At 71.5% G+C, this 25,521-nt stretch carries 24 protein-coding genes and 1 tRNA gene; 13 read left to right on the top strand and 12 right to left on the bottom strand.

The window, feature by feature from the left end; genetic code table 11:
* The first annotated feature begins 15 nt into the window (after positions 1 to 15).
* From ACO4JP_RS00985 to ACO4JP_RS00975, 3 genes are all read left to right on the top strand, one after another.
* Positions 16 to 1,248 carry a flotillin family protein gene (locus ACO4JP_RS00985; RefSeq protein WP_425955542.1) on the top strand — a complete coding sequence of 411 codons (1,233 nt, stop codon included), beginning with the start codon at positions 16 to 18 and terminating at the stop codon, positions 1,246 to 1,248.
* Positions 1,137 to 1,490, top strand: a complete 354-nt coding sequence (locus ACO4JP_RS00980) for a flotillin domain-containing protein (protein ID WP_425957026.1) — start codon at positions 1,137 to 1,139, stop codon at positions 1,488 to 1,490. The genes ACO4JP_RS00985 and ACO4JP_RS00980 overlap by 112 nt, the downstream gene beginning before the upstream one ends.
* 205 nt (positions 1,491 to 1,695) lie before the next feature.
* Positions 1,696 to 2,034, top strand: coding sequence for a hypothetical protein (locus ACO4JP_RS00975; RefSeq protein ID WP_425955541.1), 339 nt, complete (start codon positions 1,696 to 1,698; stop codon positions 2,032 to 2,034).
* Positions 2,035 to 2,059: 25 nt separating this feature from the next.
* Here the strand turns inward: ACO4JP_RS00975 and ACO4JP_RS00970 are convergent, their stop codons facing one another.
* Positions 2,060 to 3,061, bottom strand: a complete 1,002-nt coding sequence (locus ACO4JP_RS00970; protein ID WP_425955540.1) for a hypothetical protein — start codon at positions 3,059 to 3,061, stop codon at positions 2,060 to 2,062.
* 146 nt (positions 3,062 to 3,207) lie between these two features.
* On the opposite strand from ACO4JP_RS00970, the gene ACO4JP_RS00965 reads away from it, so the two are divergent.
* Together ACO4JP_RS00965 and ACO4JP_RS00960 are read left to right on the top strand one after the other, a co-directional pair.
* Positions 3,208 to 3,747, top strand: coding sequence for a peptidylprolyl isomerase (locus ACO4JP_RS00965; protein WP_425955539.1), 540 nt, complete (start codon positions 3,208 to 3,210; stop codon positions 3,745 to 3,747).
* A gap of 61 nt (positions 3,748 to 3,808) precedes the next feature.
* Entirely contained in the window at positions 3,809 to 4,642 is an 834-nt protein-coding gene (locus ACO4JP_RS00960) for a rhomboid family intramembrane serine protease (protein ID WP_425955538.1), read from the top strand.
* A 49-nt stretch (positions 4,643 to 4,691) separates the two neighbouring features.
* Here ACO4JP_RS00960 and ACO4JP_RS00955 read toward each other — a convergent pair whose 3' ends face one another.
* Positions 4,692 to 4,976, bottom strand: a complete 285-nt coding sequence (locus ACO4JP_RS00955) for a cell division protein CrgA (RefSeq protein WP_425955537.1) — start codon at positions 4,974 to 4,976, stop codon at positions 4,692 to 4,694.
* Between the two features lie 124 nt (positions 4,977 to 5,100).
* On the opposite strand from ACO4JP_RS00955, the gene ACO4JP_RS00950 reads away from it, so the two are divergent.
* Genes ACO4JP_RS00950 through ACO4JP_RS00935 form a run of 4 tightly spaced genes read left to right on the top strand, consistent with a single transcriptional unit; the run spans position 5,101 to position 7,520 of the window.
* Entirely contained in the window at positions 5,101 to 5,874 is a 774-nt protein-coding gene (locus ACO4JP_RS00950) for a DUF881 domain-containing protein (RefSeq protein WP_425955536.1), read from the top strand.
* Positions 5,871 to 6,686, top strand: a complete 816-nt coding sequence (locus tag ACO4JP_RS00945) for a class E sortase (protein WP_425955535.1) — start codon at positions 5,871 to 5,873, stop codon at positions 6,684 to 6,686. Before ACO4JP_RS00950 ends, ACO4JP_RS00945 begins: the two co-directional genes overlap by 4 nt.
* A complete protein-coding gene (locus tag ACO4JP_RS00940) occupies positions 6,686 to 6,841 on the top strand; it encodes a hypothetical protein (RefSeq protein ID WP_425955534.1) in 156 nt (51 codons plus the stop codon). The genes ACO4JP_RS00945 and ACO4JP_RS00940 overlap by 1 nt, the downstream gene beginning before the upstream one ends.
* Before the next feature lie 4 nt (positions 6,842 to 6,845).
* On the top strand, positions 6,846 to 7,520 hold the full coding sequence (locus ACO4JP_RS00935) for an aminodeoxychorismate/anthranilate synthase component II (protein WP_425955533.1): 675 nt from the start codon (positions 6,846 to 6,848) through the stop codon (positions 7,518 to 7,520).
* A 97-nt stretch (positions 7,521 to 7,617) separates the two neighbouring features.
* On the opposite strand, the gene pknB is transcribed toward ACO4JP_RS00935, so the two are convergent.
* From pknB to ACO4JP_RS00900, 7 genes are read right to left on the bottom strand one after another with little or no spacing between them, the layout of a single operon-like run.
* Complete coding sequence (pknB, locus tag ACO4JP_RS00930) at positions 7,618 to 9,711, bottom strand: Stk1 family PASTA domain-containing Ser/Thr kinase (protein ID WP_425955532.1); 2,094 nt, start codon at positions 9,709 to 9,711, stop codon at positions 7,618 to 7,620.
* Position 9,712: 1 nt separating this feature from the next.
* Entirely contained in the window at positions 9,713 to 11,332 is a 1,620-nt protein-coding gene (locus tag ACO4JP_RS00925) for a protein kinase domain-containing protein (RefSeq protein WP_425955531.1), read from the bottom strand.
* A 7-nt stretch (positions 11,333 to 11,339) separates the two neighbouring features.
* On the bottom strand, positions 11,340 to 12,815 hold the full coding sequence (locus ACO4JP_RS00920) for a peptidoglycan D,D-transpeptidase FtsI family protein (RefSeq protein ID WP_425955530.1): 1,476 nt from the start codon (positions 12,813 to 12,815) through the stop codon (positions 11,340 to 11,342).
* Positions 12,812 to 14,332 carry an FtsW/RodA/SpoVE family cell cycle protein gene (locus ACO4JP_RS00915; RefSeq protein ID WP_425955529.1) on the bottom strand — a complete coding sequence of 507 codons (1,521 nt, stop codon included), beginning with the start codon at positions 14,330 to 14,332 and terminating at the stop codon, positions 12,812 to 12,814. The genes ACO4JP_RS00920 and ACO4JP_RS00915 overlap by 4 nt, the downstream gene beginning before the upstream one ends.
* Positions 14,329 to 15,777: a PP2C family protein-serine/threonine phosphatase gene (locus tag ACO4JP_RS00910; protein ID WP_425955528.1), complete on the bottom strand. Its 1,449-nt coding sequence runs from the start codon at positions 15,775 to 15,777 to the stop codon at positions 14,329 to 14,331. The genes ACO4JP_RS00915 and ACO4JP_RS00910 overlap by 4 nt, the downstream gene beginning before the upstream one ends.
* Positions 15,778 to 15,784: 7 nt before the next feature.
* Positions 15,785 to 16,297 (bottom strand): FHA domain-containing protein FhaB/FipA, encoded by a 513-nt coding sequence (locus ACO4JP_RS00905; RefSeq protein WP_425955527.1) that lies wholly within the window; start codon positions 16,295 to 16,297, stop codon positions 15,785 to 15,787.
* 10 nt (positions 16,298 to 16,307) lie between these two features.
* Complete coding sequence (locus tag ACO4JP_RS00900) at positions 16,308 to 17,021, bottom strand: FhaA domain-containing protein (RefSeq protein WP_425955526.1); 714 nt, start codon at positions 17,019 to 17,021, stop codon at positions 16,308 to 16,310.
* 314 nt (positions 17,022 to 17,335) lie between these two features.
* On the opposite strand from ACO4JP_RS00900, the gene ACO4JP_RS00895 reads away from it, so the two are divergent.
* From ACO4JP_RS00895 to ACO4JP_RS00885, 3 genes are all read left to right on the top strand, one after another.
* Positions 17,336 to 17,419 (top strand) — tRNA-Leu (locus ACO4JP_RS00895).
* Between the two features lie 86 nt (positions 17,420 to 17,505).
* On the top strand, positions 17,506 to 18,384 hold the full coding sequence (locus tag ACO4JP_RS00890; RefSeq protein ID WP_425955525.1) for a hypothetical protein: 879 nt from the start codon (positions 17,506 to 17,508) through the stop codon (positions 18,382 to 18,384).
* Between the two features lie 662 nt (positions 18,385 to 19,046).
* Positions 19,047 to 20,117 carry an ISAs1 family transposase gene (locus ACO4JP_RS00885; RefSeq protein WP_425954101.1) on the top strand — a complete coding sequence of 357 codons (1,071 nt, stop codon included), beginning with the start codon at positions 19,047 to 19,049 and terminating at the stop codon, positions 20,115 to 20,117.
* 149 nt (positions 20,118 to 20,266) lie between these two features.
* On the opposite strand, the gene ACO4JP_RS00880 is transcribed toward ACO4JP_RS00885, so the two are convergent.
* The 3 genes from ACO4JP_RS00880 to ACO4JP_RS00870 form a co-directional block, all read right to left on the bottom strand.
* Positions 20,267 to 21,850 (bottom strand): alkaline phosphatase family protein, encoded by a 1,584-nt coding sequence (locus ACO4JP_RS00880; protein ID WP_425955524.1) that lies wholly within the window; start codon positions 21,848 to 21,850, stop codon positions 20,267 to 20,269.
* Between the two features lie 279 nt (positions 21,851 to 22,129).
* A complete protein-coding gene (locus ACO4JP_RS00875) occupies positions 22,130 to 22,540 on the bottom strand; it encodes a nitroreductase family deazaflavin-dependent oxidoreductase (RefSeq protein ID WP_425955523.1) in 411 nt (136 codons plus the stop codon).
* Positions 22,541 to 22,683: 143 nt separating this feature from the next.
* Positions 22,684 to 23,721 (bottom strand): NADP-dependent oxidoreductase, encoded by a 1,038-nt coding sequence (locus ACO4JP_RS00870; protein WP_425955522.1) that lies wholly within the window; start codon positions 23,719 to 23,721, stop codon positions 22,684 to 22,686.
* Between the two features lie 351 nt (positions 23,722 to 24,072).
* On the opposite strand from ACO4JP_RS00870, the gene ACO4JP_RS00865 reads away from it, so the two are divergent.
* Positions 24,073 to 25,506 carry an ATP-binding protein gene (locus ACO4JP_RS00865; RefSeq protein WP_425955521.1) on the top strand — a complete coding sequence of 478 codons (1,434 nt, stop codon included), beginning with the start codon at positions 24,073 to 24,075 and terminating at the stop codon, positions 25,504 to 25,506.
* Positions 25,507 to 25,521: the final 15 nt, after the last annotated feature.

The raw sequence follows: 25,521 nt of genomic DNA, 5'->3' as shown, positions 1-25,521 counted from the left end.
GGAGGACTCACCGCAATGCCTACCACCGGAATCCTCGCCGTCGCCGCCCTCGTGGTGGTCGTGGTGATCGTCATCGCCACGGTCGTCTCGCGCTACCGCATCCCGAAGGCCAACGAGGCGCTGGTCATCACCGGCGGCAAGGGCGGTGATGGCGGGGTCAAGGTCGTGATCGGGTCGGGCGTGTTCGTCGTGCCGTTCATCCAGCGCTCGGCGTCCATCTCCCTGGACGCGACCGAGGTGCCGATGCGCGTGGACGAGGGCGTGACGTCGGACAAGATCAAGGTCACGGTGGACGCGGTCGCGCTCGCCAAGATCGACGGCACCCCCGAAGGCGTGCGGGCGGCCGCCCAGCGCTTCCTGGGTCGCGAGACCGAGGTGCCGGGCGTGGTCGCCACCGTGCTCGCGGGCGCGCTCCGCGGCGTGGTCGGCAACATGACGGTCGAGGAGGTGCTCGCCGACCGCGCCAAGTTCGCGACGGAGATCAAGGACGAGGCCGCCAAGGCGCTGTCGGAGTCGGGCCTTCGCATCGACACTCTCCAGATCAACGCCATCCAGTCCGACCCGTCGGACTACATCGTCAACCTGGGTCGCCCGCAGGCCTCCGCCGTCCGCCGTCAGGCCGAGATCGCCGAAGCGGCGAACGCCCAGGAGTCGGCCAAGGCGCAGGCGGACGCCCGGATCGCCATCGCCGAGGCGAACAAGGAGGCGGCCCTGCGCGAGGCGCAGTTCAAGAAGGAGACCGACGCGGCGCAGGCCGAGGCCGCCGCCGTCGGGCCCAAGGTGGCTGCCTCCCAGGCCGCTGAGATCACCCGCGCCGAGCAGGGCAACGCCGAGCAGACCGCCACGCTGACCAAGCTCCGTCTGGACTCGGACGTGCGCGCCAAGGCGGACGCTGAGCTGTACGCGGCGCAGAAGGACGCCGACGCCAAGCAGTACGCGGCGCAGAAGGCGGCCGACGCCGCGCTCTACGCCGCCGAGAAGGACGCCGCGGCGCGGGCCGTCGCGGTCGAGCGTGCCGCTGCCGCCGAGAGGGTGCGCCTGGAGTCCGTGGGTACCGGCATGGCCAACTCGCTGAAGTCGCAGGCTTCGCCGAGGCTGAGGCGACGCGCGCGACTGGCCAGGCCAACGCCGAGGCGATCAGGGCCAAGGGTGAGGCCGAGGCAGCGACGAACGCGCTGCTCGCGGAGGCGTACGAGAAGTACGGGCAGCAGGCCGTCATCGACCGGGTCCTGGCTGCGCTCCCGCTGATGATCGCGGCCGCCGCCAAGCCGCTCGGGGACATCGACAGCATCACGGTGCTCGGCGATGCGCAGGGCGCCTCGAAGATCACCGGCCTTGCGACGGACCTGCTCACCCAGGTCCCGGCGATCGCCAAAGCGGCCACCGGGCTGGACGTGATGGGCCTGCTGGCGACGTTCCTGGCGGGTCACGTCGACGGCGGCCACAAGGCCGTCACCGACGGGTCGGTCAACGGCGTGCACGCCAACTGACGCTCCCACCGTCGAGAAGGGCCGCTGACGCTGGTCAGCGGCCCTTCTCCGTCCTGGGACGACGTCGCCCGTCGTGGCCGGTCACACCCGGTCCAGCGCACAGTCGCGCCTCGCGCGCGGAGGCTCCGGGGGCGCGGGCGCTGCCTGCTGGTTACGGTCGAGGCGGTCGAGACCAGACCGGACCGGACCTGTGACGGAGGCTGACGTGGACCAGAGCTCAACGCCGCGCTCGACGCGGAATCGCCGGATCATCACCGCGACGGCGGTGCTCGCCGTCGGCGTGCTCGTGCTCGCCGCATGCGCGGCCGGCGCCAACCCCGAGCTCGACACCCCGGTGCCCGGCAGCACCAGCCCTGCCGGCTTCTGGCTCGGCCTGTGGCACGGCTTCATCCTGCCGATCACGTTCATCGTCTCGTTGTTCACGGACAACGTGTCGGTGTACGAGGTCCACAACAGTGGCAACTGGTACGACGTCGGGTTCGTGCTCGGGCTCTTGTGCTCGGTGGGCGGCGCGGCGGGTGGCTCGAGCCGGCGTCGCGGCTGAGGTCAGGCCGCCCCGCCTGAGGTCGTCACTCGGACTTGGTGTCCTCGGCCTTCTCGGCGTCGTCCGCTGCGGCCGTGTCCGCGGGCTTCTCCTGCTCGGCGTTGTCCTCCGCCGCGTCGTCATTCTTCCGCGTCGTCGATCGCGCCCGGCTCGTCGCCTTCTTGGCCGCCCCCGTCGCCTTGTCGACGGCCTCCTCGACCCGCTCGGAGAGCTTCTCCTGCGCCTCGGCGGCACGCCCGGCCAGGTCCTCGCGCACCTCCGCGGCGCGCTCGGCGAACTTCTCGCTCGCCTCGCGCGAGCGGGCGACGGCGGCGCCGGCCGCCTCGCCCACGGCTTCGGCGGTGTCGCCTGCCCGCACCCGGGCATCGCGCGCGGCGCCCTCGTAGTCAGGTGTCGTGGTCTGCTCCCACGGTTCGGCCCACGGGTCGTTCTGCGGCTGCGCCCGGCGCCAGAACCAGTACCCGGCGACGGCCGCGGCGCCGGCGATGAGCAGCCAGAACAGGCCCTTGCGCTTGCGCTTCGAGGGCTTCGCCGCTGCGGCGGCGGCCGCCGCCGCCGCAGCGGCGGTCGCCGAGCCGGCGGAGGCCGCCTTGGCCGCGGCGTCGTTGAATGCCGCGACGAGCTTCGGGAGGTACTCGTCCACCAGCTTGTCGTGCGCGACGTCGACGGCCTCGCCCACGCGCTCGTGCGCGGTGTCGACCATGGGGTGCAGCCGGTCTTTCGCGGTGTCGGCGAGCGGGACCGCCCGGTCCGCGATCTTCTCGAACCGCGGGGCAGCCGCCTGCAAGGAGTCGTGCCACGCCTTCTCGGCGCGGGGCTGGAGCCAGGCGACGAAGTCCTTCGCGTGAGGCTCGGCCCACTCCTTCGCGTGCACGGCGGCGTCCTTCGCCTGCAAGGCGAGCGCGCCGGCCTCCTTCGCGGCCCGGCTTGCGGCGTCGGACAGTGTCGCCGCGGTCTTGGCGGCGGAGTCCTTGATCGCCTCGGTGTCGATCGACTGCATCGTGTCGCTCACGCTCTTTCGCACCATGGCCTCACTCTGCCACCGCCTCCGCGAGGCCGCGCGAGGTGAGGCGGACCACGTCGCGAGCCCCGTGCCTGCGGCGTTGTGACGTCACGCCGCCGTGCGCCCGCCCGTACTCCGGCCGGCAGCCCGCCCCGTGGGAGGATGGGCGCATGTTTGCAACCCTGCACACGACGCTCGGCGACATCCGTATCGAACTGCTGCCGAACCACGCGCCCAAGACGGTCAAGAACTTCGTCGGCCTCGCCACCGGGGCGCAGCCGTGGACCGACCCGCGCTCGGGCGAGGAGAAGACCACGCCGCTCTACGACGGCGTCATCTTCCACCGCGTCATCGACAACTTCATGATCCAGGGCGGCGACCCGCTGGGCACCGGCACCGGCGGCCCGGGCTACACGTTCGACGACGAGATCCACCCGGAGCTCGGCTTCTCCGAGAAGTACCTGCTGGCAATGGCCAACGCGGGCAAGCGCCGCAACCCGGTGACGGGCGAGACCGGCGGCACGAACGGCTCGCAGTTCTTCATCACCACCACCGAGACGCCGTGGCTCAACGGCAAGCACACGATCTTCGGCAAGGTCGCTGACGACGAGTCGAGGGCCGTCGTCGACACCATCGGAAACGTGCGCACCCGCCCGGGCGACCGCCCGGTCGAGGACATCGTGATCACCAGCATCACGATCGAGGACTGAGGCAGAGGGCCGAGCGATCACCACGGACCAGCCGGGGCCCAGCGCCCCTGAGACCGTCCCCGTGTGCCCGCGGCACCCGGACCGCGTCGCGTACGTGCGCTGCCAGCGGTGCGGGCGCCCGGCGTGCCCGGAGTGCCAGCGCCCGGCCGCCGTCGGCATCCAGTGCGTCGACTGCGTGCGGGAGGCCGCCAAGGCTGCCCCGCGGACGACGACGGCGGTCGGCGGGCGCGTGCGGCACGGCCGGCCCGTGGTGACGTTCACCCTCATCGGGATCTGCGTCGGGAGCTTCCTGCTGCAGCTCGCGACGGGGGGCGCGTGGACCACCCGGTTCCTGTTCGCCCCCGGCGTGGGGATCGCCGAGCCGTGGCGGTTCCTCACCGCGGCGTTCCTGCACTCGACGAGCTTCTACGGCCACATCCTGTTCAACATGTGGGCCCTGTACATCACGGGGCAGTTCCTCGAGCCGGTGCTGGGGCGCGCGCGGTTCATCACGCTCTGCCTGTTGAGCGCGGTCGGCGCGTCGGTCGGGGTCGTGCTGCTGACCAACCCCGTGCTCACCACCCACGGCTGGGTGTGGGGGCCCGCCGTCGTCGGGGCGTCGGGGATGGTGTTCGGCCTGTTCGGCGCGATGGTCCCGGTGCTGCGCCGGCTGGGCTCGAACGCCGCGCAGGTGATCGGCCTCATCGCCGTCAACGCGGTCCTCGGGTTCGTGGTGCCGGGCATTGCGTGGCAGGCCCACCTGGGCGGCCTCGTGACCGGGTTCGTGCTGGGGTGGGGGTTCTCGCACGCGCCCCGCGGCCGGCAGAAGCTCGTCGCATGGCTGTTGCCGGCCGCGGTCGCGGTCGTGCTCGTGGCCGTGACGCTGCTGAAGTACAGCTCCACGGTCTGGCTCTGAGCCTCCGGCTACGCCGCCGACGGCCTGGGCAGGATCGGCTCGGGAGCCGTCACTTCCACTGCGTGGTGAGCCCGAACCCGGCGATGATCAGCACGAAGCCGATGAGCAGGTTCCACTGGTGCAGCGGCGGGATCGGGAACCCGCCGCCCGCCCGGTTGGCCGTCAGGTAGTAGATGACGATCCAGGCCAGGCCCATGATCATCAGCGTCAGCATGACGGGCACGAGCCAAGCCGGGTTGCCCGTCTTGGCGGCCTTGGCGGCCTTCGCCTCGTGCTCGACGTACTCCGGGGAGACGCGGGCGGCCTTCTTCTTGCGGGACTTCGACTCGGGCACGGCGACGCGCTCCTCGTTCTCGGGTGACGACCGGCGCCGGGCCGGTCGTAGACGACATTCCGTCGACTAGCGTAGTGGCCAGGCCGATGCGGCCCCGACAAGCTGCACGACTGGAGGTGTGACCGTGACGCGACGTGTGTTCTTCCGTCTGCCTGGGCTCCCGGAGACCGGGCGTCGCGTGCGGCCCGCGATCACCGTCGCCGTCGTCGCCGGCCTGGCCGGGATCATGTTTGCGGCGAGCGCGCAGCTCGCGCACGGCAGCTCCTCCCTGCGCCACCCCGCCGACCTCGTGGAGCTGGTCAGCGCCGAGTCCCGGCGCGTGGACAGGCTGAGCGCCAAGGTCGAGTCGCTGCGCACCGAGGTGGACGACCTCAGCGAGTCGTCTTCGGTCGCGCCCGCCGAGGACACCGCCCTGGCCCAGCGCGAGGGCATGGCTGTCGGGTCGGTCGCCGTCAGGGGCACCGGGCTGCAGGTACAGCTCGACGACGCCCCCGCCTCGAGCTCGACGATCCCAGGGGTCAGCCCGGACGACCTGGTCGTGCACCAGCAGGACATCCAGCACGTCATCAACGCGCTGTGGGCCGGGGGCGCCGAGGCCATGACGCTCCAGGGCGAGCGCGTGACGATGACCTCGGCGTTCCGGTGCTCCGGGAACATCCTGCTGCTGCACGGCAAGGTGTTCAGCCCGCCCTATGTCGTCGAGGCCATCGGCGACCCGGCAAGCCTTCGGGCCGCGCTCGACGCCTCGGACGGTGTGTCGACCTACCTCCGGTACGTCGCGAGCGTGGGCCTCGGGTGGAGCGAACGGTCCTTCGACTCCCTCGAGCTGCCCGCGTACACCGGGTCGACGGACCTGCGGTTCGCGGAGCTCCCCGCCGGCACCGACCCGTTGCGATGACCGCACCTGCCGCGGCGTGGCCGCAGCCTGCCACGCGCCGCCACGCCGGACGCCGCCGACCGAGCGCCGGCAGCGCCGCCGTCGGCGTCCTCGGCGAGCTCCTCATCACCGCCGGCGTGCTCCTGGGGCTGTTCGTGGTGTGGCAGCTCTGGTGGACCGACGTCGTCGCGCACCGCGAGCACACGCAGGTGCTGCACGCGCTCCAGTGGGAGCCGCCCGCTGCGGCGGCCCCGGCCGCGCCCGCGCCCGTCGAGCGACGCGACGAGCCGCCTGTCGACCCCGAGCCCGCGTTCGGCGAGGTGTTCGCACAGCTCTACGTGCCGCGCTTCGGCCCGGACTACGTGGCCCCCATCGCCGGCGGCGTCGACCGCCGCGAGGTCCTCGACCGCCTCGGCATCGGGCACTACCCGGGCACGGCCATGCCCGGCGGCCTGGGCAACTTCGCCACGGCCGGCCACCGCACCACGTTCGGCAAGCCCTACAACCAGATCGCCGAGCTGCGGCATGGCGACGCCGTCGTCGTGCGTACCCGGACCACCTGGTACGTCTACCGCGTGACCAGCCATGAGATCGTCTGGCCCACGCAGATCGAGGTGGTCTCCCCGATCCCCGGGCTCAAGCCGGGCGAGCCGCTGCCGCAGCTCACGCAGCGCTTCATGACCATGACGGCGTGCCACCCGATGTTCTCGGCGCGGCAGCGCTATGTGGTGCACGCGGAGCTCGACTACTGGATGCCGGTGAGCGAGGGCATCCCGCGCGACCTCACCGACGCCGGCGTGAACGTCATCGGTGCCGAGGGAGGGGGATCCTGATGTACGGGGCGCTGTGGAGGGTGCTGCCCGGGCCCGCGTGGGTGCGGGCCATGATCATGCTGGTGCTCGCCGCGGGAGTTGTCGTCGCGTGCTTCGAGTGGGTCTTCCCCTGGATCTCGGAGTACCTGGCGCTCAACGCCAACACCGTAGGCTGACGCCGTGAACACCGGGCCACGGATCCTCGTCGTCGACAACTACGACTCGTTCGTCTACACGATCGTGGGCTACCTCGACCAGCTCGGCGCGCGCACCGTGGTGGTGCGCAACGACGCCGTGCCCGCCTCGGTGCTCGGGGCCCGCGACGGCGAGCGCATCGTCGACGCCGACGGCGTCCCGTTCGACGGCGTGCTCGTCTCCCCCGGCCCCGGTACGCCGCACGACGCCGGCTCGTCCGAGGACGTCATCCGTGCGTGCGCCCGCACCCGCACCCCGATGCTCGGCGTCTGCCTGGGACATCAGGCCCTGGCCGAGGTGTTCGGGGCGACCGTGTCGCACGCGCCCGAGCTCATGCACGGCAAGACCAGCCTCGTGGAGCACGACGGCGTCGGCGTCGTCGCCGGGCTCGCGCAGCCGTTCACCGCGACCCGCTACCACTCGCTGGCCGTCGAGCCCGAGACCGTCCCGGCCGAGCTCGAGGTCACGTGCGCGACGGCGTCGGGCATCGTCATGGGGCTCCAGCACCGCGACCTTCCGCTGCACGGGGTGCAGTTCCACCCGGAGTCGGTGCTCACGCAGGGCGGGCATCGGCTGCTCGCCAACTGGCTCGAGCTGTGCGGCGACGCCGGGGCCGTGGAGCGGTCCGCGGGCATGGCGCCGCTGGTGCACACGGCCTGACCCTTGCCGCCGGGTCTCGTGCGGCTCTGCCACCTCTACCAACGACGAAGGGCTCGACCACCGGGAAGGTGGTCGAGCCCTTCGACGTCAGGAGGCGTTACTGGCCGGCGGGGGTGTCGGTCGGTGACGGGGTCGGGGTCTCATTGCCGCTCCCGGCGGCCTTGGGGCCCGTCGAGATGACGACGGTCACGTGCTCGCCCGCGTTCAGCGTCGTCCCGGCGTCCGGCCGAGTCCGGATCACTGCCCCGGCGGGCACCGAGTCGGACGCCTCGTACGAGGGGTCGCAGTTGAGCGGCGCGCACTGGCTCGCGGCGTTGTCGTCCCAGGTCAGCCCTACGAGCGGGGGCACCGGGGCCGTCTCGACGGGCGGCGCGACAGCGATGCCGAGGTTGACCCGCGAACGCTGCGGCACGTTGCCGGGCTCCGGATCCTGCGACACGACGGTGCCGGGAGCTGCATCCGCGCTCGGCGCGTCGGTGAACGCGACATTGAGCCTGAGCCGGTCGATCTCGGCCTGGGCGGCATCGCGGGTCATGCCCACAAGGTTCGTGAGCGGGACGGTGCCGTCCGAGACAAAGACGTTGATCGTCGCGCCCGAGGAGACGGCCTGCTTCGCCGGCGGGTCGGTGCGGGTGACGTTGTTCTCCTGCACGTCGATGCTCGGCTCCCGTGCCACCGTGCCGAACACCAGGCCCGCGCCCTCGATCTTCGCCTTGGCGTCGTCCTGCGACAACCCGGTCACATCGGGCACGGCGAGGGTGCTCGGGCCGCCCGAGAAGAAGACGGTGACGGTCGAGTGCGGGGCGACCTTCGTGCCGGCCTCAGGATCCTGGCGCGTCGCCGTGTCCTTCTCCGCGTTGGAATCTTCGTCGATCGCGTCCTGGAAACGGAAGCCCGCGTCCTCGATGATCTTGCGTGCGTCCTCGCGGTTGGTGCCCACCGCGACGCTCGGGACCTCGACCGTGTCGGGCGTGCTTGGCTGGGCGTTGATGATCAGCAGCGTGGCGATCGCGGCGACCGCGAGCACGCCCAGCGTGATGAGCGTCCACATGAGCCCGCGCTTGCGGCGCTGGTCGGCCTGGTTCTGCCCGTTCGGCGTCACGGGGCCGGCCGGTCCTGCCGGGCTCGCTGCCGTCGGTGCCCCGGCCGGGAGACCGGTTGCGCCCCACTGCTGCGTGGGCGCGGCGTCGGGCGTGAGGAGCTGCGTGCTCGCGTCCCCGTAGCCCGGGGCGCCGTAGGCCATCGTCGGCGCGCCTGCGCCGAGGCCGGCACCGACGGCCGCACCGGCCGCGGCGAGGCCGGCACCGACGGACGGCGCCGCGACGGCGCCGCCGCGCATGGCGGCCTCGAGGTCGCCGCGGTACTCCGCGGCCGACGAGTAGCGCGACGTGCGCTCCTTGGCGAGCGCCTTGAGCGTGATGCGGTCCAGCACCTCGGGCACGTCGGACGCGATCTCGCTCGGGCGCTGCGGCGCCTGGCCCACGTGCTGGTACGCCACGGCGACAGGCGAGTCGCCGGTGAACGGCGGACGGCCCGTGAGCAGCTCGAAGAGCAGGCAGCCGGTCGAGTAGAGGTCGCTGCGGGCGTCGACCTGCTCGCCGCGCGCCTGCTCGGGCGACAGGTACTGGGCGGTGCCGATCACCGCGTGCGTCTGCGTCATCGTCGCGGCAGAGTCCGCGATGGCGCGCGCGATGCCGAAGTCCATGACCTTGACCGCGCCCGTGGGCGTGATCATCACGTTGGCCGGCTTGATGTCGCGGTGGACGATGCCCGCGTGGTGCGAGTACTCGAGGGCGCTGAGCACGCCCACGGTGATCTCGACGGCCTCCTCGATCGGCACGGCGGCGCCGTCCTGGAGGATGTCGCGGACGGTGTGGCCCTCGACGTACTCCATGACGATGAACGGGATGTGCACCTGGTTGCCCGTGGCCGGGTCGGTGTGCACGTCCTCGCCCGTGTCGTACACGGCGACGATCGCGGGGTGGTTGAGGGCCGCCGCAGCCTGGGCCTCGCGACGGAATCTGGCCAGGAAGGACGGGTCGCGTGCCAGGTCGGAGCGCAGCACCTTGATCGCGACGGTGCGCCCCAGGCGCGCGTCGTGGCCGATGTGCACCTCGGCCATGCCGCCGCGGCCGATGAGCTCTCCGACCTCGTACCGGCCCGCAAAGACGCGGGGCGTGTTGTCCACCAACTCAAATGTCCTTCGATGTCATGGTCGCCGCGGACTCGCCGTGCGACGCGTTACGGAGCATCATCCCAGAGCCGCCGAGGCTCGACGTCGAGGCTGTCCCGGAGATTGTGGATGTGGGGTACGGAGCCTGCGCACCGGCGTTGCCCCCGCCGCCCGTGACGCTGCTGAGGAGCGTGGCGAGCAGGAGGACGACCAGCAGCACGAGCAGCCCGACGAGCGGCCACGAGAGCCGGCCCAGCGGGCCAAGGCGCAGGCCGGTGGTCGTCGAGGTGCGCTGCGGGCCGCCGGTGTCCGACGAGCCCGCGTCGCGGACGGCCGGCTCCCGGGCGGCGTGACGGTGCGACGCCGCCGGGTCGGGCGGACGCCGTCGGGCGAGGTCGCGGCGCAGCGCGTCGACCGTCCGTGCCGCGTCCTCCGAGAGACCCGTGGCTCGCGGCCCGTGGACGTCGCGACGGAGCGGCAGCGCGCGGGCCGCCGGCTCGCTCGCGTGTGCGGCGCGGGCCGCGTGGCCCGAGCGAGCGGTACGCGACTCGCCGGAGGTCCCGGCGAGGGTCACGTCCTCGGGCGTCGGCTCACCGCGATGCGGGGCGCCGGTGGTGCGCGCCGGGGCCAGGGCCGCCGGTCGCCCGCCGGCGTGCTGCCGGGGCGCCTCGCTCGGCGCCGCGACGCTGCCGATCGGGCGCCCGCCCGGCGTCGCCGTCGCCGGCGTCGCGCTGTGCGGCGCCGAGGGCGTGCTCCGCAGGCGGCGCGCGGTGCGCGAGCGCGCCCCGAGCGGGTCCGCAGCGATCTCGAGCGCTAGCTCGTCGAGCTCCTCGGCGAGAGCACCCGCCGACCGCGGCCGCTTGGCCGGGTCCTTCTCGAGCATCCGCACGATGAGGCCGGACAGCCCGGGGTGAACCGTCGTCGGGAGGGGCGGCACGGGGCTGTTGACGTGCGCGACGGCGATGTCCACCGGCGTGTTCCCGGTGAACGGGCGCTTGCCCGCCGTCGCCTCGTAGGCGACGACGCCGAGCGCGTAGACGTCCGAGACCGCTGTGGCCGGCTGGCCGACGGCCTGCTCGGGCGAGAGGTACTGGGCAGTGCCCATGACCATGCCCGTGGCCGTCATCGGGGCCTGGTTGGCCGCGAGCGAGACGCCGAAGTCGGTGATCTTCACGGTGGCGTGCGCCGCCGACCGGCCCGGGTGCTCCAGCAGGATGTTGCCCGGCTTGACGTCGCGGTGCACGACGCCGGCCTCGTGCGCGTGGTGCAGCCCGCGCGCCGTCTGCGCCAGGAGAGGCAGCAGCCGTTTGGGGGCCAGCACCGGCTCGCGCTCGAGCAGGTCGGCGAGCGGCTCGCCCAGCACGAGCTCCATGACCAGGTAGCCGGTGCCGTCCTGCTCGCCGTAGTCGTACATCTGCGCGATGTTCGGGTGCGACAGCGCGGCGCTGTTGCGCGCCTCGGTACGCAGCCGGCGCAGGAAGTCCTCGTGGCCGGTGTACTCCTCGCGCAGCACCTTCACCGCGACCTCGCGGCCCAGGAACGTGTCGTCCGCGATCCACACCTCGCCCATGCCGCCGACGGCAAGGCGGCGGGCGAGGCGGTAGCGCTCCCCGAGGGCGATCCCGGCAGCGGGCCTCATCGGGTCCTCATCGGTTCAGCGCCGCCTGGATCACGGACCGCGCCATCGGCGCGGCCAGCCGGCCACCGGTCGCCTCGCTGGCCATGTTGCCGCCGTTCTCGACGATGACGGCGACGGCGATCTGCGGGTCGTCAGCAGGCGCGAACGCGGTGAACCAGGCGTGCGGGGCGACGCCCGGCGCGGTCTGCGCGGTGCCCGTCTTGCCGGCCACCTGGACGCCGGAGATCTGCGCGCCGGTGCCCGTACCGCTCCGGACCGTGTCGACCATCATCTGCTTGAGCGCGTCCGCGGTGGACGGGGAGATCGCGTCGCGGAGCTTGTTCGGCTCGGTCTGCTCGACGACCTCGAGCTCGGGGTCGCGGATGGTCTGCACCAGGTGCGGCTCCATGAGCGCGCCGTGGTTGGCGATGGCGGCCGAGACCATCGCCATCTGCAGCGGCGTCGAGGTGACGTCGCCCTGGCCGATGCCGGAGAGCGCGACCCGGTCGGGCGTGAACTTGTCGCCCGCGCTCGGGAACGCGCTGACGGCCGAGCGCATGGGGACGCGGAAGACGTCGTCGAACCCGAACTTGGCCGCCTGGGCGCGCATCGCGTCACCGCCGAGGTCGACGGCGAGGGCCGCGAACGCGGTGTTGCACGACATCACCATGGCGTCGTGGATCGACATCTGGTTGCTGCGCGAGCAGATCTCGTCGCCGAAGTTGCGCAGCTCGGTGCGCGTGCCCGGGAGCGTGTAGCGGTGCGGTGCGGGGATCTGCGAGTCGGCCTGGTGCTTGCCCGACTCGATCGCGGCCGCGGCGCCGATCAGCTTGAACGTCGATCCCGGCGGGTACAGCGCAGCGATCGCGCGGTTGATCATCGGGTTGCCATCGGCGTTCACCAGGTCCTGGAACGCCTGGCCCGCCTGACCCGTGGAGTGCACGGCCAGCACGTTCGGGTCGAACGACGGCTTGGAGACCATCGCGAGGATGGCGCCCGTCTTCGGGTCGACGGCGACGATCGAGCCGCGCTGCCCGTCGAGGGCGTCCCACGCGGCCTGCTGGATCGCGGGGTCGATGGTGAGCTCGACCGACGAGCCCTGCGTCTTGCGGCCCGTGAGCATGTCCTGCAGCCGGTTGATCCACAGGGCGTCGGCCTGGCCGTTGAGGAACGAGTTCTCCGCGCTCTCGATCGCCGACGAGCCGTTGACCAGCGAGAAGAATCCCGTGACGGGCGCGTACATCTGCGCCTTCTCAGGATCACCGCCGGAGTACACGCGCTGGAAGCCGAACGGTGTGTCCACAGGGACCGACTCCGCGATCGGCTGGCCGGCCACCACGATCGGGCCGCGCGCGTTGTTGAACTCGCGGAAGATGCTGCGGACGTTTCGCCCGTCGTTGTTGAGCCTGTCGGCGCGCCAGTACTGGACGTAGGTCGTGGACACCATGAGGGCCAGGAACATCACCATGACGACGGACGAGAGCCGTCGGAGCGTCGTGTTCACCGGTCACCTCCATCGTTCGTCTCAGGGTGGATGATCTGGGTCGGGTTCGTGCCGGGGTGGGCGCCGACCGCGCCGCCGTCCGCACCGTTCTCGGGCCCGACGACGACCGGCTGGTCGCCGTCGGCCGCGGCGATGCGGCCCTGGCCGACCTGCCCGCGGACCGGCAGCGCCGACGGACGCCGGGCGCTGTCGGAGATCCGGATGAGGATCGCGACGATGATCCAGTTGGCCAGCAGCGAGGACCCGCCCTGTGCCATGAAGGGCAGGGTCAGGCCGGTCAGCGGGATGAGCCGCGTGACACCACCGACGACGACGAACGTCTGCAGTGCGATGGTGAACGCGAGGCCGCCGGCGAGCAGCTTGCCGAACCCGTCGCGCACCGTGATCGCGGTGCGCAGGCCGCGCTCCACGAGGATCAGGAAGACGAGCAGCACCGCCAGCATGCCGGTGAGCCCGAGCTCCTCGGCGAGCGACGTGTAGATGAAGTCGGAGAAGGAGAACGGAACGAGGTACGGGAAGCCCTGGCCCCAGCCGGCGCCGAACATGCCGCCGTTCGCCATGCCGAACAGACCCGAGACGAGCTGCCCCGAGCCGCCGCGCGCGTTGAACACGGCCGGGTCGAACGCGTGCAGCCACCCCGTCATGCGCTGGCTGACGTGCGGGAACGTCTCGGCGGCCACGACGGCGCCGCCCGCGAACAGCACCAGGCCGATGAGCACCCAGCTGAAACGTTCGGTCGCGAGGTAGAGCATCGCCACGAAGAGACCGAAGAGCAGCAGCGACGTGCCCAGGTCGCGCTGGAACACGAGCACGGCGAGCGAGGCCGCCCAGACGACGAGGATCGGACCGAGGTCGCGGACACGCGGCAGCTGCAGGCCCAGCACCTTGGGCCCCGCAAGGGCGAGCGTGTCCCGGTTGGACACCAGGTACCCGGCAAAGAAGATCGTGAGCGTGATCTTCGCGAACTCGGCGGGCTGCATCGAGAACCCGCCGACATGGATCCAGATCTGGGCGCCGTTGATGTTGCGGCCGATGCCCGGGACCAGCGGCAGCGCCAGGAGCACGAGGCTCACGAACATCGCCGTGTAGGTCAGCTTGCGCAGGCTGCGGTGGTCCTTGAGGAACCAGATCACCAGGCACGCGACGGCGACGCCGAGCGCCGACCACTGCGTGTTGCGTACGACGTCGGCGCCCGCCGCGCCGCGCGCGCCCGACTCCTGGATGCGCAGGATCATCGCGAGGCCCACCCCGTTGAGCAGTACGGCCGCGGGCAGGATCGTCTGGTCCGCGAACGGTGCACGGATCCGGACGACGACGTGCGCGACGAGCGCCAGGACGACGAGGGCGAACGACTCGAACCAGAAGTGCTCCGGCAGCGCGTCGTCGATCGCCAGCCCGACCATCACGAACGCGCCGATGCCGGCCGCGACCGCGAGGACCAGCAGCCAGAGCTCGGCGAGGCGCAACGGGCGCCGCACCCGGGGCTCGACCTGGTCGAGGGTCTCGACGGCGCTCATCCGGCCGGCTCCGCGGGCGTCGCGGTGGCAGCCGCCTGGGCGGAGGCCTTCGGCGTGGGCGTGGGCGTGGGCTTGGGGGTCGGCCTCGGCGTCGGGGTCGGTGTCGGCTCCGGTTCGGGCAGCGCCTGCTCGATCAGCCGCTGGGCGCGGGCGCGGGCGTCCTCGAGCGACGAGGCCCGGATGGTGCCGTCGAGCCGCGCGACGAAGAACGGGGGGAGGTCGCTGACGTGCGTGCCCGTCAGCTCGACGGCATGCGACAGCTTGATCGGCCCGGCGGACGCAGGGACGCCGCGGAACACCGCGACCTGGTCGTCCGAGACACCGACGTAGTACTGCCGCTGCGTCCAGCCCCATGCCGCCCAGCCGCCCAGGCCGATGCCGGCGAGCACGAGCAGCGCGACGAGCGTCGTGATGACCGGGTGCTGCCGGGGCGCGGGGCGGGCGTCGGAGTCGTCGGCGTCGTCCCCGTCGTCGTCGGACTCCTCGTCGTGGGCTGCGGTGCCCTCGGCGAGGGTGGCCGGCGCGTGGTTGCCGTGGCCGACGCCGTTCGACGGCGCCGCGGTTCCGTCGTCGGACAGCGTGCCCGGCAGGCCGGGGATGGGCGCACCGCCTGCGGCCGCGCCGACCACCTGGATGCCGCCGACGCCGGCATCGGCCGCGGCAGGCAGGCCCGGGTCGTCACCGAGGGCGGCCGCGGCGCTCGCGGTCTCGAGGCTGGAGTCGTCGATCACGTCGGCGACCACCACGGTGATGTTGTCCGTGCTGCCGCCGCGCATCGCGGCGAGCAGCAGCAGGTCCGCAGCCTCGCCGGGGTCGTCGGCCTCGACGAGGATCTCGCCGAGAAGGTCGACGTGCACGAAGCCCGACAGCCCGTCGGAGCACAGCAGCCAGCGGTCGCCGGTCTTGGCCTCACGGATCGACATGTCGGGGTGCAGATCCAGGTCGAAGTCGCTGAGCACCCGCATGACGACGTTGCGCTGCGGGTGGTGCTCGGCCTCGTCGGGCGAGATGCGGCCCGTGTCCACCAGGTGCTGGACGAAGGTGTGGTCCACCGTGACCTGCGTCAGCGCGCCGTCGCGCAGCAGGTAGGCGCGCGAGTCGCCCATGTGGGCCATGACCAGCGTCGACCCCGTGCGCAGCAGCGCGGTCACGGTGGTGCCCATGCCGGCCAGGTCGGGCTCGGCGGCGCTGGCGCGCACCAGGCCCCGGCGCGCGTCCTCGACGGCCGCCTCGAGGTCGGCGAGGGCGGCGTCGGGGGTGTGCGAGTCGGTGTCGAGGTGCCGCAGCGACGCGATCGCGATGCTCGAGGCGACGTCGCCGCCCGCGTGCCCGCCCATGCCGTCGGCGACCACCAGCAGGTTCGGCCCCGCGTAGGCGGAGTCCTGGTTGTTGGAGCGGACGAGCCCGACGTCGGAACGTGCCGCGTAGCGCAGTGAGACGGTCACGTGGTGGTCATCCCTGCAGCTCGACGACGGAGCGGCCGATCTGCACGCCGACCCCCGGGGGCAGGAGCACGACGCCGGTCACCTGCTGGTCGCCCAGAAACGTGCCGTTGGTGGAGCCGAGGTCCTCGAGGTACCACTGCCCGCCCTGCGGGAAGATCCGGGCGTGGCGGCTCGACGAGTAGTCGTCGTCGAGCACCAGCGTGGACCCGGGCGAGCGGCCGATGAGGATCGACGAGCCCGTGAGCGGCAGGGACGTGCCCTGCAGCGGGCCCGCGACCACGACGAGACGGTTCGGCGTCCCGGTGCCGCGCGCCGCGGCGGCCGCGCCGGTCGACGGGGAGCCCGCGCGGGCGCCGTGCGGGGCCGCTGCCGGGCCACGTGAACGCTTGCGGTCCGTCCGCCCGCTCGTCGCGGCGCGTGTCGACAGGTCACGGCGCAGCACGCCGATCGCGGTGAGCACGAACACCCAGAGCAGCACCAGGTAACCCAGCCGCAGCAGGGTGAACGTCAGCTCACTCATGTCGACCGGATCACCAGTCCTCGGTCTCGGTGGCGGCCGATCCGGACCAGAACATGATCCGGGTGCGGCCGATGGTCAGGGTGTTGCCGTCGAGCAGGGTCGCGGCCGGGACCTGGTGCCCCTCGACGTACAGGCCGTTCGTGGAGCCGAGGTCCGTCGCGACGACGCCGTCGGGCGTCACACGGATCTCGAGGTGCCGGCGCGAGACGCCCGGGTCGTCGACGACGATGTCGGCGTCGGCATCACGGCCGATGACCGTGACCGGACCCGTGAGCAGGTAGCGCTGGCCGTCGATGTCGATGAGCGGGTGGCGCGTGCTCGGGGAAGAGGTGGTCGCGGGGGCGACGGCGCCTCGCACGGACGCGGAGCGCACCTGGAAGCGGCCGCCGGTCAGGTCCTCGTGCTCCTCGAAGGACACGCTGACGGGACCCACGAACGCGTAGTGCTGGCTCACGGCGTACTCGGTGAGGTTGGTCGCGAGCTCGTCCGCCAGCGTCTCCGCACCCCAGGCCTCGATCTGCGCGAAGTCCTCGGGCGAGAGCTCGACGGTGAAATCGTTGGGCGCGACGGTGCGGTCGCGGCCCATCACGGCGGCGCGGTCGTCGAGCTCACGGCGCAGGCGGCTCGCCAGCTCGACCGGCTTCACCTCGCTACGACCGATCTTGGCGAACGCGTTGTTCATCGCGCGCTCGACGCCTTTCTCGAAGCGGTCCAGGACGCCCATGCCACCTCCTCTCGCGTGCCCGTCGCACGTGTCTCGTGCCGTCTGTCGCCGGAGTGCCCGGTCCCTGCGCCGGTGTCCGGACCCGAGCGGGCCCGACATCGCAGGTCGCCGGGCACGGGCAACACCGCGGGCAGACTACCTAGATCGTAGGCAGCGGCACAGGGTGATGACTCGTATTCGTGTGAACGACTGGCGTACGGTCGGGGGAAATCGAGGTGCCGACGTGCGGTGGGGACCCTCTGCGACGACGGCCTCGGGGGTCGCCGACGGCGATTCGGAACCGCCCCCGTCACCGTGCTACTGTGCTCCGGCACGCGCGAGTGGCGGAACAGGCAGACGCGCACGGTTCAGGTCCGTGTGCCCGAAAGGGCGTGGGGGTTCAACTCCCCCCTCGCGCACGTGAGGGACGTTTCCCAATGGGAGGCGGTTCCGTTGCCGAAACCCTCGGCCGGTTGATCCGGCCGGGGGTTTCGTCGTTTCTGGGATGTCCAAGGGGCCGCTGAGCCGCGTCAGAACCGCGCGGCAACGCTCCCCGGACAGCTTCGCTCTCACCGAGCAGGTCCAGGGGTTCGACGTCGCCGGGTGCGACGACGACGCCCCCGCATGGATCGTCACCGGCGACCGCCACACCCGGTGGGACGCCGCATTCTCGACGCCGTACCACTTGGCGCCGCTGCCAGTCGGGCAGCGGTTCGACGTCCGCCTGGGATCGACCGACGACGCCCCGCCCGCCGGCACCTACACGCCGTCGAGCACACCCATCACCGTGCACGGCCGGACAACACCCGAGCAGAGCGACCCCGTCGCTTTCGTGCCCGCGGCACTCGTCGCCGCACGGGTTTCCGGCGGGCTCTCCACGTTCACGCGCGCCGACGTCGTCGCCGACGGCGGCCCCACCGCCCTGCAAGCCGTCGAAGCCCGCGCCCACGCCCTCGGACTCACCGCCACCGACCCCACCGCGAAAGCGCTCACCGCGTTCCACGAGGTGCGCGCCGTCGTCTACGGGGTCGGCGCCATCGCGATATCCGTCGCCGTCCTCACCGTGGCGCTCGCGGCCGTCGACCGGGCACGCGAACGCCGACGCAACGTCGCCCACCAGGCGATGATCGGCGTGCCGGGGTCCGTGCTGCGGCGCGGCCAGACGATCCAGGTCATGTTCCCGGCGCTCGTCGCCGGAGGCCTCGCGCTCGGGGCGCTGTCCGTGCAGGTCATAGCCCATCTGACGGGGGTGACGGGAATCGTCGCGCCGCAGGTCTGGGCGACCCTCGTGGGTGTGGTCGTCGCGGGCGTCGCGCTGGTTGCGCTCGCCACGCTGCCGCTGACGCGGACCCGCCTCACCGCGGAGCTGCTGCGGAGGGAGTAGACAGTGCGCGTGCCTGCTCCCCTCCGGTTCATAGTTCGCCGCGCTCGGCCCGACGACGTCGCGGGGGTGTGGCCCCTCGCCCGGGAGTTCGCGACGGATCCATGTGCTCCCATCGAACGCCTCTGGACGTGACGGGTGGCCCGCCCGGGATCGCCGGGTGTGCCTGGAGGCGTCCTCGGGCTGTGCCTGGGCGCTTCGGTGCGCTCGTGCTGCCGCAGGCCATCGCTTTTCGGAAACCTCCCACGTGAGGGACGTTCCAGTGGAAAGCGATCCTGTTGCCGAAACCCTCGGCCGGTTGATCCGGCCGGGGGTCTCGTCGTTTCCGGACCGCCCAGACCGTGGTTGAGCCTGTCAAAGCCGACGTCAGAAGTAGCTGGCGAGCGCGATCGCGACCCGGTCCACCGGCTCGTTTGGCGGGACTGGTACCGCCACAGGGCTCCGGCGTTCTCGGATGGTGGGCATAACCCGTGACAGATCGGGCGTAGTGGTGTAGATGCAGGCGAACGCGGCACCTGCGGGATGATCGAGGTTCCTACACCGATCGACATCCGGAAGCTGGTGCCGCGTCCGTGCCCTCATCCTTGCCCATTGCTGTGCCGGCTGGCCACGAGGTCCCGGCTGGTGATCAGGTTCCGCCCGGGCTGGCCGCTGCGCTCGGCGCTGTGGTGGATCCTCGTCGCCGCGAGGGCCGCCGTTACCCGCTGGCCGGCGTGCTCACGCTGACGGTCTGCGCGGTCCTGGCCGGGGCCAAGACGTTGACCGAGATCAGCGAGTGGCTCGCCGCCGCGCCCGCGCGGGTGGTTCACGATGCGGGGCTGACCGGTTCGCGTCGCCCGTCGGAGACGACGGTGCGCCGGCTGCTGGGCCGCGTGGAGCCAGGCGTCCTCGACCAGGTCGTCGGTGCCTGGCTCGCCACCCGGCACGTGCCTGCCCCTGGTGCTCGGCGAGTGCTCGCGGTGGACGGCAAGACGATCCGCGGCGCCCGCACCCGCACCGGCGGCAAGACCCGTCAGGCCCACGTGGTCGCCGCTCTGGACCACGCCACCGGCACGGTCATTGGGCAGGTGCAGGTAGCGGGCAAGGACGGCGGCGCCGACTCGGAGATCGGCGCGATCCCGCGGCTGCTGGACCGCTTCGACCTCGCCGGCGTGCTCGTGACCGCCGACGCGCTGCACACCCAGCGCGCCCACGCCGCCTGGCTGACCGGCCGCGGGGGCCACTACGTCATGACCGTCAAGGGCAACCAGCCCACCCTGCTCGCAACCCTGAAGGCGCTGCCCTGGCCGCACGTGCCGGACATCGACGTCACCCGCGGCAAGGGCCACGGCCGCCTCGAGACCCGTATCCTGCGCGCCGTGATCCCGCACACCCCGATCGACTTCCCCGGCGCGAAGCAGGCGCTGCGCCTGATCCGCCGCGTGAAGAAGGGCGGGCGCTGGCGAGTCGAGACCGTGCACCTGATCACCTCCCTGGACTACGACCAGACCACCGCAGCCGAGCTCGCCGACGCGATCCGCGGGCACTGGGGTATCGAGAACCGCCTGCACTGGGTCCGCGACGTCACCTTCGACGAAGACCGCCACCAGGCCCGCACCGGCCATCTACCCGCCGTGCTCGCCACCATCCGCAACCTCGCCATCAGCGTCCTGCGCCTCGCCGGCCACACCAACATCGCCGCCGCACTCCGCGCCCTCGCACGAGACCCCGCGCAAGCGTTCGCCCTGGTCAGATAACAGAACGGTTAAGAACGCCGAGGCCCTGGGTACCGCCACGAGGGTGAGGTCTCGTCGCATTCGGCGAGGAGTCCTGATGGCAGTGGTGCAGACAAGCGGACGCCGCGACCCGCTGGATCGCGGCATCCGCCTCATTACCCGATCGGGTCTCAGCCGTCCGTGCCGATGCGGATGCCGGCGAACAGCGGGTTCACCGAGGCGTCGCGCGTGCCGAGCGGATGGAGGTGGAACGCCTTCTCGATCGTGGCCACGATCGACGTGGTGTCGTATCGCGTGTGGTCGACCCCGGAGGACTCGAACTTCTTGCTCACGAGCAGGGCCGGGATGCGGGTGCCAGGACCCCACTTGTCCACCACGGGCGGTGCGACGTGGTCTGCCTGACCGCCGAACTCGTCGTAGGTGACCACGACGAGGGTGCTCTTGCCGTCAGGACCGTTCGTGATCGTCCTCAGCAGGTCAACCAGATGGTCGCTGCCGTCCGGCTCGCTGGCGTAGCCGGGGTGCTCGTTCTCGTCGCCGTACGGTTTCACGAAGCTGACCGTGGGCAGCGACCCGTTCTTTGCCGCTGCGATGAAGTCCTTCTCGTCCTTCAGGTGGCTGCGGCCCGGCCGCCCGGGTGCATAGGCGGCGAAGTAGTTGAACGGCTGGTGGTGGTACTGGAAGTTGACGCCGGGGTGCCCGGCCTCCGCATCGTCCCAGCCACCCGCGTACCAGTTCCACGAGATCCCGGCCGCCGACATCCGGTCGCCGATGTTGGGGTAGACGCGGTCGTCGATGAGCGGGAGCTGCGCGCCGCCGCTATGCGGAGCCGACTCCGGCTGGATCGTGTTCACGGCGAAGTTCCCGCAAGCGGCGGCGTAGTCGTTGCCCGCACTCGGGCATGCCACCGTCCACTGAGTGTCCTTCACCGCCCCGGTCGCCGTGTACTGCGGGTAGCTGGTCGGCATCCCGCTGCCGTCGAGCACCGAGTTGGCGACCGTCGCGGACGTGTCAAGGGGCGTCCGCGCGGCGATGAGCCACTGATGGTTGAGGAACGAGCCACCGAACGCCGCCTGGAAGAAGTCGTCGGCGATCACGTAGTGCGGCGCACCGACGCTGTGGAGGTACCGGTAGATCGGGAGCTTCGTCGTGTCGTACTGGCCTTGGGTGAGTCCGACCGCGTCTGACCCGGTCGTATACCGGTCCATGCGGCCGCCGTCGAGCTGGTACTGCTCCTGGTAGAAGCGGTGGACGAGGTCTCGTGTGCAGCCGCCGGGCGCGCCGGTGCCCTTCAGCCATCCGTTCGGCTGGTAGGGCGTGCCCGGGACGGCCGGCGGGCAGGTCGTATCGCTCGGAGCGATGTAGTCGTCGATCGTGAACGTGTGGTTGGGGAAGTGGCTGGCCGCGATGCCGTGCACGGCGTCCTCGCACACCGACGTCAGCGGCGGCGTCGCGAGGTTCACGTCTACCTGGGGCAGGCACTTGTACGGCGTACCGTCTTGCGTGACCTGCGGCACGCTGCGGGCGCCGTTGACGGCGTCGCCGGCGACCGAACCCCACCGTCCGTAGACGTTGTCGAACGAGTGGTTCTCCTCGTAGATCACGACGAGGTGCTTGAACCCACCGGGGATCGTCGAGGGATGGTCGCCGGAATGTGATCCTCCTGGATGACCGAGGGCCGCGCCCGCGGGGACCATCGCGCTCGCGACGGCGAGGGCTGCGGCGACAGCGAGGGTGGGGATGCGCTTTGACACGGGGAGTGCCTCCTATGGGGTGATATCCGCGCGGCCGGCTGCCGCCATGCACCATCGCTCAGCGAACTGTCATAGGAGATGCCGAAATCTCGACTCTCGCATCTCGCTCCGGAGCAGCGACGGCCGCGGCGGCTGCCCGTCATCGAGGTCGAGGTCGACGGCGACGATGGCGCAGAGGTGCGCTGCTGGCCGGGACCTTCTGCGTTCCGGGGTGGTGCTGCGGCACCTATAGGGGTGGCGTGGCGCCGTCCGTTGTGGGCCTGCGGCGCGGGCGCAGCGTCAGTCCTTGGGTGTGAGCCGGACGACCGGGATGATGCGGTCGGTCTTCCTCTGGTAGTCGCCGAACCCGGGCGCGGCCTCGACGATGCGTGGCCACGCCACGGCACGCTCCTCCGGCGTGAGTACGGCCGCCTCCACCGCGAAGCGCCGGGCGCCGACCTCCACCTCGAACACCGGGTTCGCGCGCACGTTGTGGTACCAGTCCGGGTTGGTCGGTGCGCCGCCCTTGGATGCGACGATCAGCATCGAACCGTCCTCCTGCGGGAAGTAGACCACCGGGGTGGTGCGGACGGCTCCGGTCCGCGCCCCGACCGTGCTGATCAGAATCATGTTCGCGCCCTCGAAAGGGCCGCCCACTCGGCCCTCGTTCGCGCGGAACTCCTCGATGATGTCGGCGTTCCAGTCGCTCATGCCGGGCCAAGCGTCACCGTCCGCGGGTTTTATTCCGCCTGGCTCAGCGCCAGAGCGCCGGAGCCGTGGACATCTGACCGGGCCCAGCAGCCCGGGGCCGCCCCGGAGGACGACGAAACCCCCGGGCGGATCAGCGGCGAGCGTCAGGGAACGAGCAGGAACTTCGACCGTTCGCCCGCTTCGAGCCGCCTGTGCGCTTCGGCCGCTGCGTCGAGAGGGATCACGGTCCGTGACCGGAGGACCAGGCGTCCGTCGGCAAGACGGCTCATCGCTTCAGACAGGGCGTCGAAGATTCCGTCCGGCTCCGGGCCGGACAACCGCACGCCGAGCGCAGCTCCGCTCGAGCCGGTCAGGGTGACGACACGCTCAGGGCCGCCAGTCAGAGTGACCGCAGCCCCGAGATCTGAGTGGGTTCCGGCGTCGACCACCGCATCGACGTGCGTAGCACGGGCGCGCACGTTCGCCACGAGGTCCGTTCCGTAGGCCACCGGAACCGCACCGAAGCCCTTCACGGTCTCGAAGTCCGCCGGTCGTACAGCAGCGATCACGGTCGCACCGCGGGCGATGGCGAGCTGCGTCACGATGGTGCCGACCGAACCCGCTGCGCCAAGCACCAGCAGGGTGTCACCGTCGGCCACCGAGACCTGGTCGAGGACCCTGACGGCGGCTTCGCCGGACGCGGGCAGTGCGGCAGCGTCCTCCCAGGAGACGGTGGCGGGCTTGCGGACCCAGAACTCGGCGATGGCGAGCTCCGCATAACCGCCGACGCCGGGCAGGAAGACCGCCACCTCGTCTCCGGGCGCGACGTCGTCGATGCCGGCCCCGACGGACTCGACGGTGCCCGCGCCCTCGAACCCGAGCAACGTGCCCTCCTGGACGCCGAAGGCCTTGAGCCTCCCGGACCGCAGCGCCAGGTCGGTCGGGCCGACGCCGGCGAGTCGCAGGGCCACACGGATCTGGCCTGGACCTGGATCCGGCACCGCGACGTCTATGGGCCGCAGCACCTCAGGATTGCCGAAACCGGTCAGAGCGACAGCGTGGGTCATCAGGAACCTTCTTTCGATGGTGGTGGGATGGACGGGAACCCGGGACGTCGCGCCCGGGTGTGGACCGGGTGCCGCAGCCATGGCCGCGGCAACCCGGACCCGACCTGCTAGACGGGAGCCTCCCGGATTACGCATCGAATCGTCGCGGCCGAGCGGGGCCCAGCCAGTTCCGCGAGGCGTGTAGGGGCACGGCGACGAGTAGATGTGCCTGGAGGACTGGTTGAGGTGTGCCTGGGCATCCTGAAACGGTCGTGTTCATGGAGGCCAGGGTGTTTCGGAAACCTCCCACGTGAGCAAGGCCCCGGAATCGTTGGAAGTCCAACAATTCCGGGGCCTTTGTTGTTGGCCGTGGGGCGCGTTGTGGGCACCATTCCTCAGGCGTCCTGGGCACTGTCCCTGTGCTTCGGGAGACCTTCAGCCCTGCAATTGCGCTCCTTGCGGCGAAATGTAACCGAAAATGTAACTCTCCGGGGTTACATTTGGTTCGTGGACCCTGAGCTTGCTGAGATCCTCGACCTCCTCCGCCGCAACGGTGGCGACACCTCGGACATCGAGGTGAAGTCTGCGGCTGGCGGCCTTCCGACCGATCTCGCCGGGACTCTGTGCGCTTTGGCGAACCTGCCTGGCGGTGGGCGAATCGTGCTCGGACTGGACGAGCGCGCGGGCTTCAGGCCCTCCGGGCTGATGCACCCCCAGGCGATCAAGCAAGGTCTCGCTGGCGTGGCGCGGGCGCTCGAGCCGCCGGTCACGTTGGAAATCCGCCAGGTGGACCTCGACGGCGAGGCGGTCGTGGTCGCCCGGGTCCCCGAGTGCCCGCCGTCAGCGAAGCCCGCGCGGGTGCGGGCAACGGGTGAGGCCTGGCTGCGCAATTGGGACGGCGATTTCCGGATGTCCGACGTCGAGGTCCAGGGCTTCTTGCGCCAGCGCGAGCAACCGCGCGCGGATCGTGTACCCGTGTCCGGGGCAGCGATCGCTGACCTCGATCTGGAGCTCCTGGGGGTGTGGCACCGCACCGTTGTCGAGCGTGATCCGGCTGGTCTGGGCCGGTTCACTCCCGAGGACCGGGTGGTCCGGGCGGGAATTGTGACTCCCGATGGCAAGGTCACAACGGCAGGACTCCTCGCGCTAGGAGTCCATCCCCAACAATTCTTCGAGCGTTTCGTGGTCAACCTCGCCGTCGTCGACCGCCCCGGGGTGCGCGCGTCCGCAACGCGTACCGTGACCGGACCGATCCCGGTGATGCTCGAGGAGTCGGTCGCCTGGGCTCGCGCCAACTTCCCCCAACACGTTGTCGCCGACGACGCCGGAGCAGTCCGCGACCAGTGGGCCTACCCCTTGGAAGCGTTCCGCGAGCTGATCTCGAACGCGCTCATCCACCGCGACCTGGATGCCTGGTCGCAGGGGCGGGCGATCGAGGTCAGGCTCCTTCCCGACCGGCTCGTGGTGACGAATCCGGGCGGGCTGTACGGGCTCACAGTCGACCGCTTGGGACAACCCGACGCGACCTCGGCGCGCAACGGCAGACTCGTGGAGATCTGCCGCTACGCCCGCACGCCAACGGACGCCCGCGTCGTCGAGCTGCTTGCCACCGGGATCGCAACCGTGCGGCGCACGCTCGCCGAGGCAGGGCTCCGGGAGCCACAGTTCAATGACGAAGGCATCGCATTCACCGCCATCCTGCGCTCGGCGCCGCAGACGGCCGCGACGACATCAAACCTCGGCGCCAGGTCACCAACACCGGCCGAGCGGGCGGTGATCGAAGCGCTAGGCGGCGCACCGGTGACGATCCACGAACTCACCGAGCGAACCGGGAAGTCCGCGCCCGCGCTGCGCAAGACGCTGCGCTCCCTGCGCGAAGCCGGGCTCGTCGAACAGATCGGCGGGAAGGGGCGCACGACGACCTACAGGCGGCTGAGGTAGCAGCACCGGCGCGGC

Origin of the sequence: Xylanimonas sp. McL0601 (assembly GCF_049852175.1) — a bacterium.
GTDB lineage: Bacteria > Actinomycetota > Actinomycetes > Actinomycetales > Cellulomonadaceae > Xylanimonas.
This window is presented reverse-complemented; position numbering and strand designations above follow the sequence as displayed.

Coding starts and splice junctions, on each gene's coding strand:
- ACO4JP_RS00985 (WP_425955542.1), top strand. CDS start 16: ATGCCTACCACCGGAATCCTCGCCGTCGCCGCCCTCGTGGTGGTCGTG.
- ACO4JP_RS00970 (WP_425955540.1), bottom strand. CDS start 3,061: ATGGTGCGAAAGAGCGTGAGCGACACGATGCAGTCGATCGACACCGAG.
- ACO4JP_RS00965 (WP_425955539.1), top strand. CDS start 3,208: ATGTTTGCAACCCTGCACACGACGCTCGGCGACATCCGTATCGAACTG.
- ACO4JP_RS00945 (WP_425955535.1), top strand. CDS start 5,871: ATGACCGCACCTGCCGCGGCGTGGCCGCAGCCTGCCACGCGCCGCCAC.
- ACO4JP_RS00940 (WP_425955534.1), top strand. CDS start 6,686: ATGTACGGGGCGCTGTGGAGGGTGCTGCCCGGGCCCGCGTGGGTGCGG.
- ACO4JP_RS00925 (WP_425955531.1), bottom strand. CDS start 11,332: ATGAGGCCCGCTGCCGGGATCGCCCTCGGGGAGCGCTACCGCCTCGCC.
- ACO4JP_RS00915 (WP_425955529.1), bottom strand. CDS start 14,332: ATGAGCGCCGTCGAGACCCTCGACCAGGTCGAGCCCCGGGTGCGGCGC.
- ACO4JP_RS00905 (WP_425955527.1), bottom strand. CDS start 16,297: ATGAGTGAGCTGACGTTCACCCTGCTGCGGCTGGGTTACCTGGTGCTG.
- ACO4JP_RS00900 (WP_425955526.1), bottom strand. CDS start 17,021: ATGGGCGTCCTGGACCGCTTCGAGAAAGGCGTCGAGCGCGCGATGAAC.
- ACO4JP_RS00890 (WP_425955525.1), top strand. CDS start 17,506: ATGTCCAAGGGGCCGCTGAGCCGCGTCAGAACCGCGCGGCAACGCTCC.
- ACO4JP_RS00875 (WP_425955523.1), bottom strand. CDS start 22,540: ATGAGCGACTGGAACGCCGACATCATCGAGGAGTTCCGCGCGAACGAG.
- ACO4JP_RS00870 (WP_425955522.1), bottom strand. CDS start 23,721: ATGCGTAATCCGGGAGGCTCCCGTCTAGCAGGTCGGGTCCGGGTTGCC.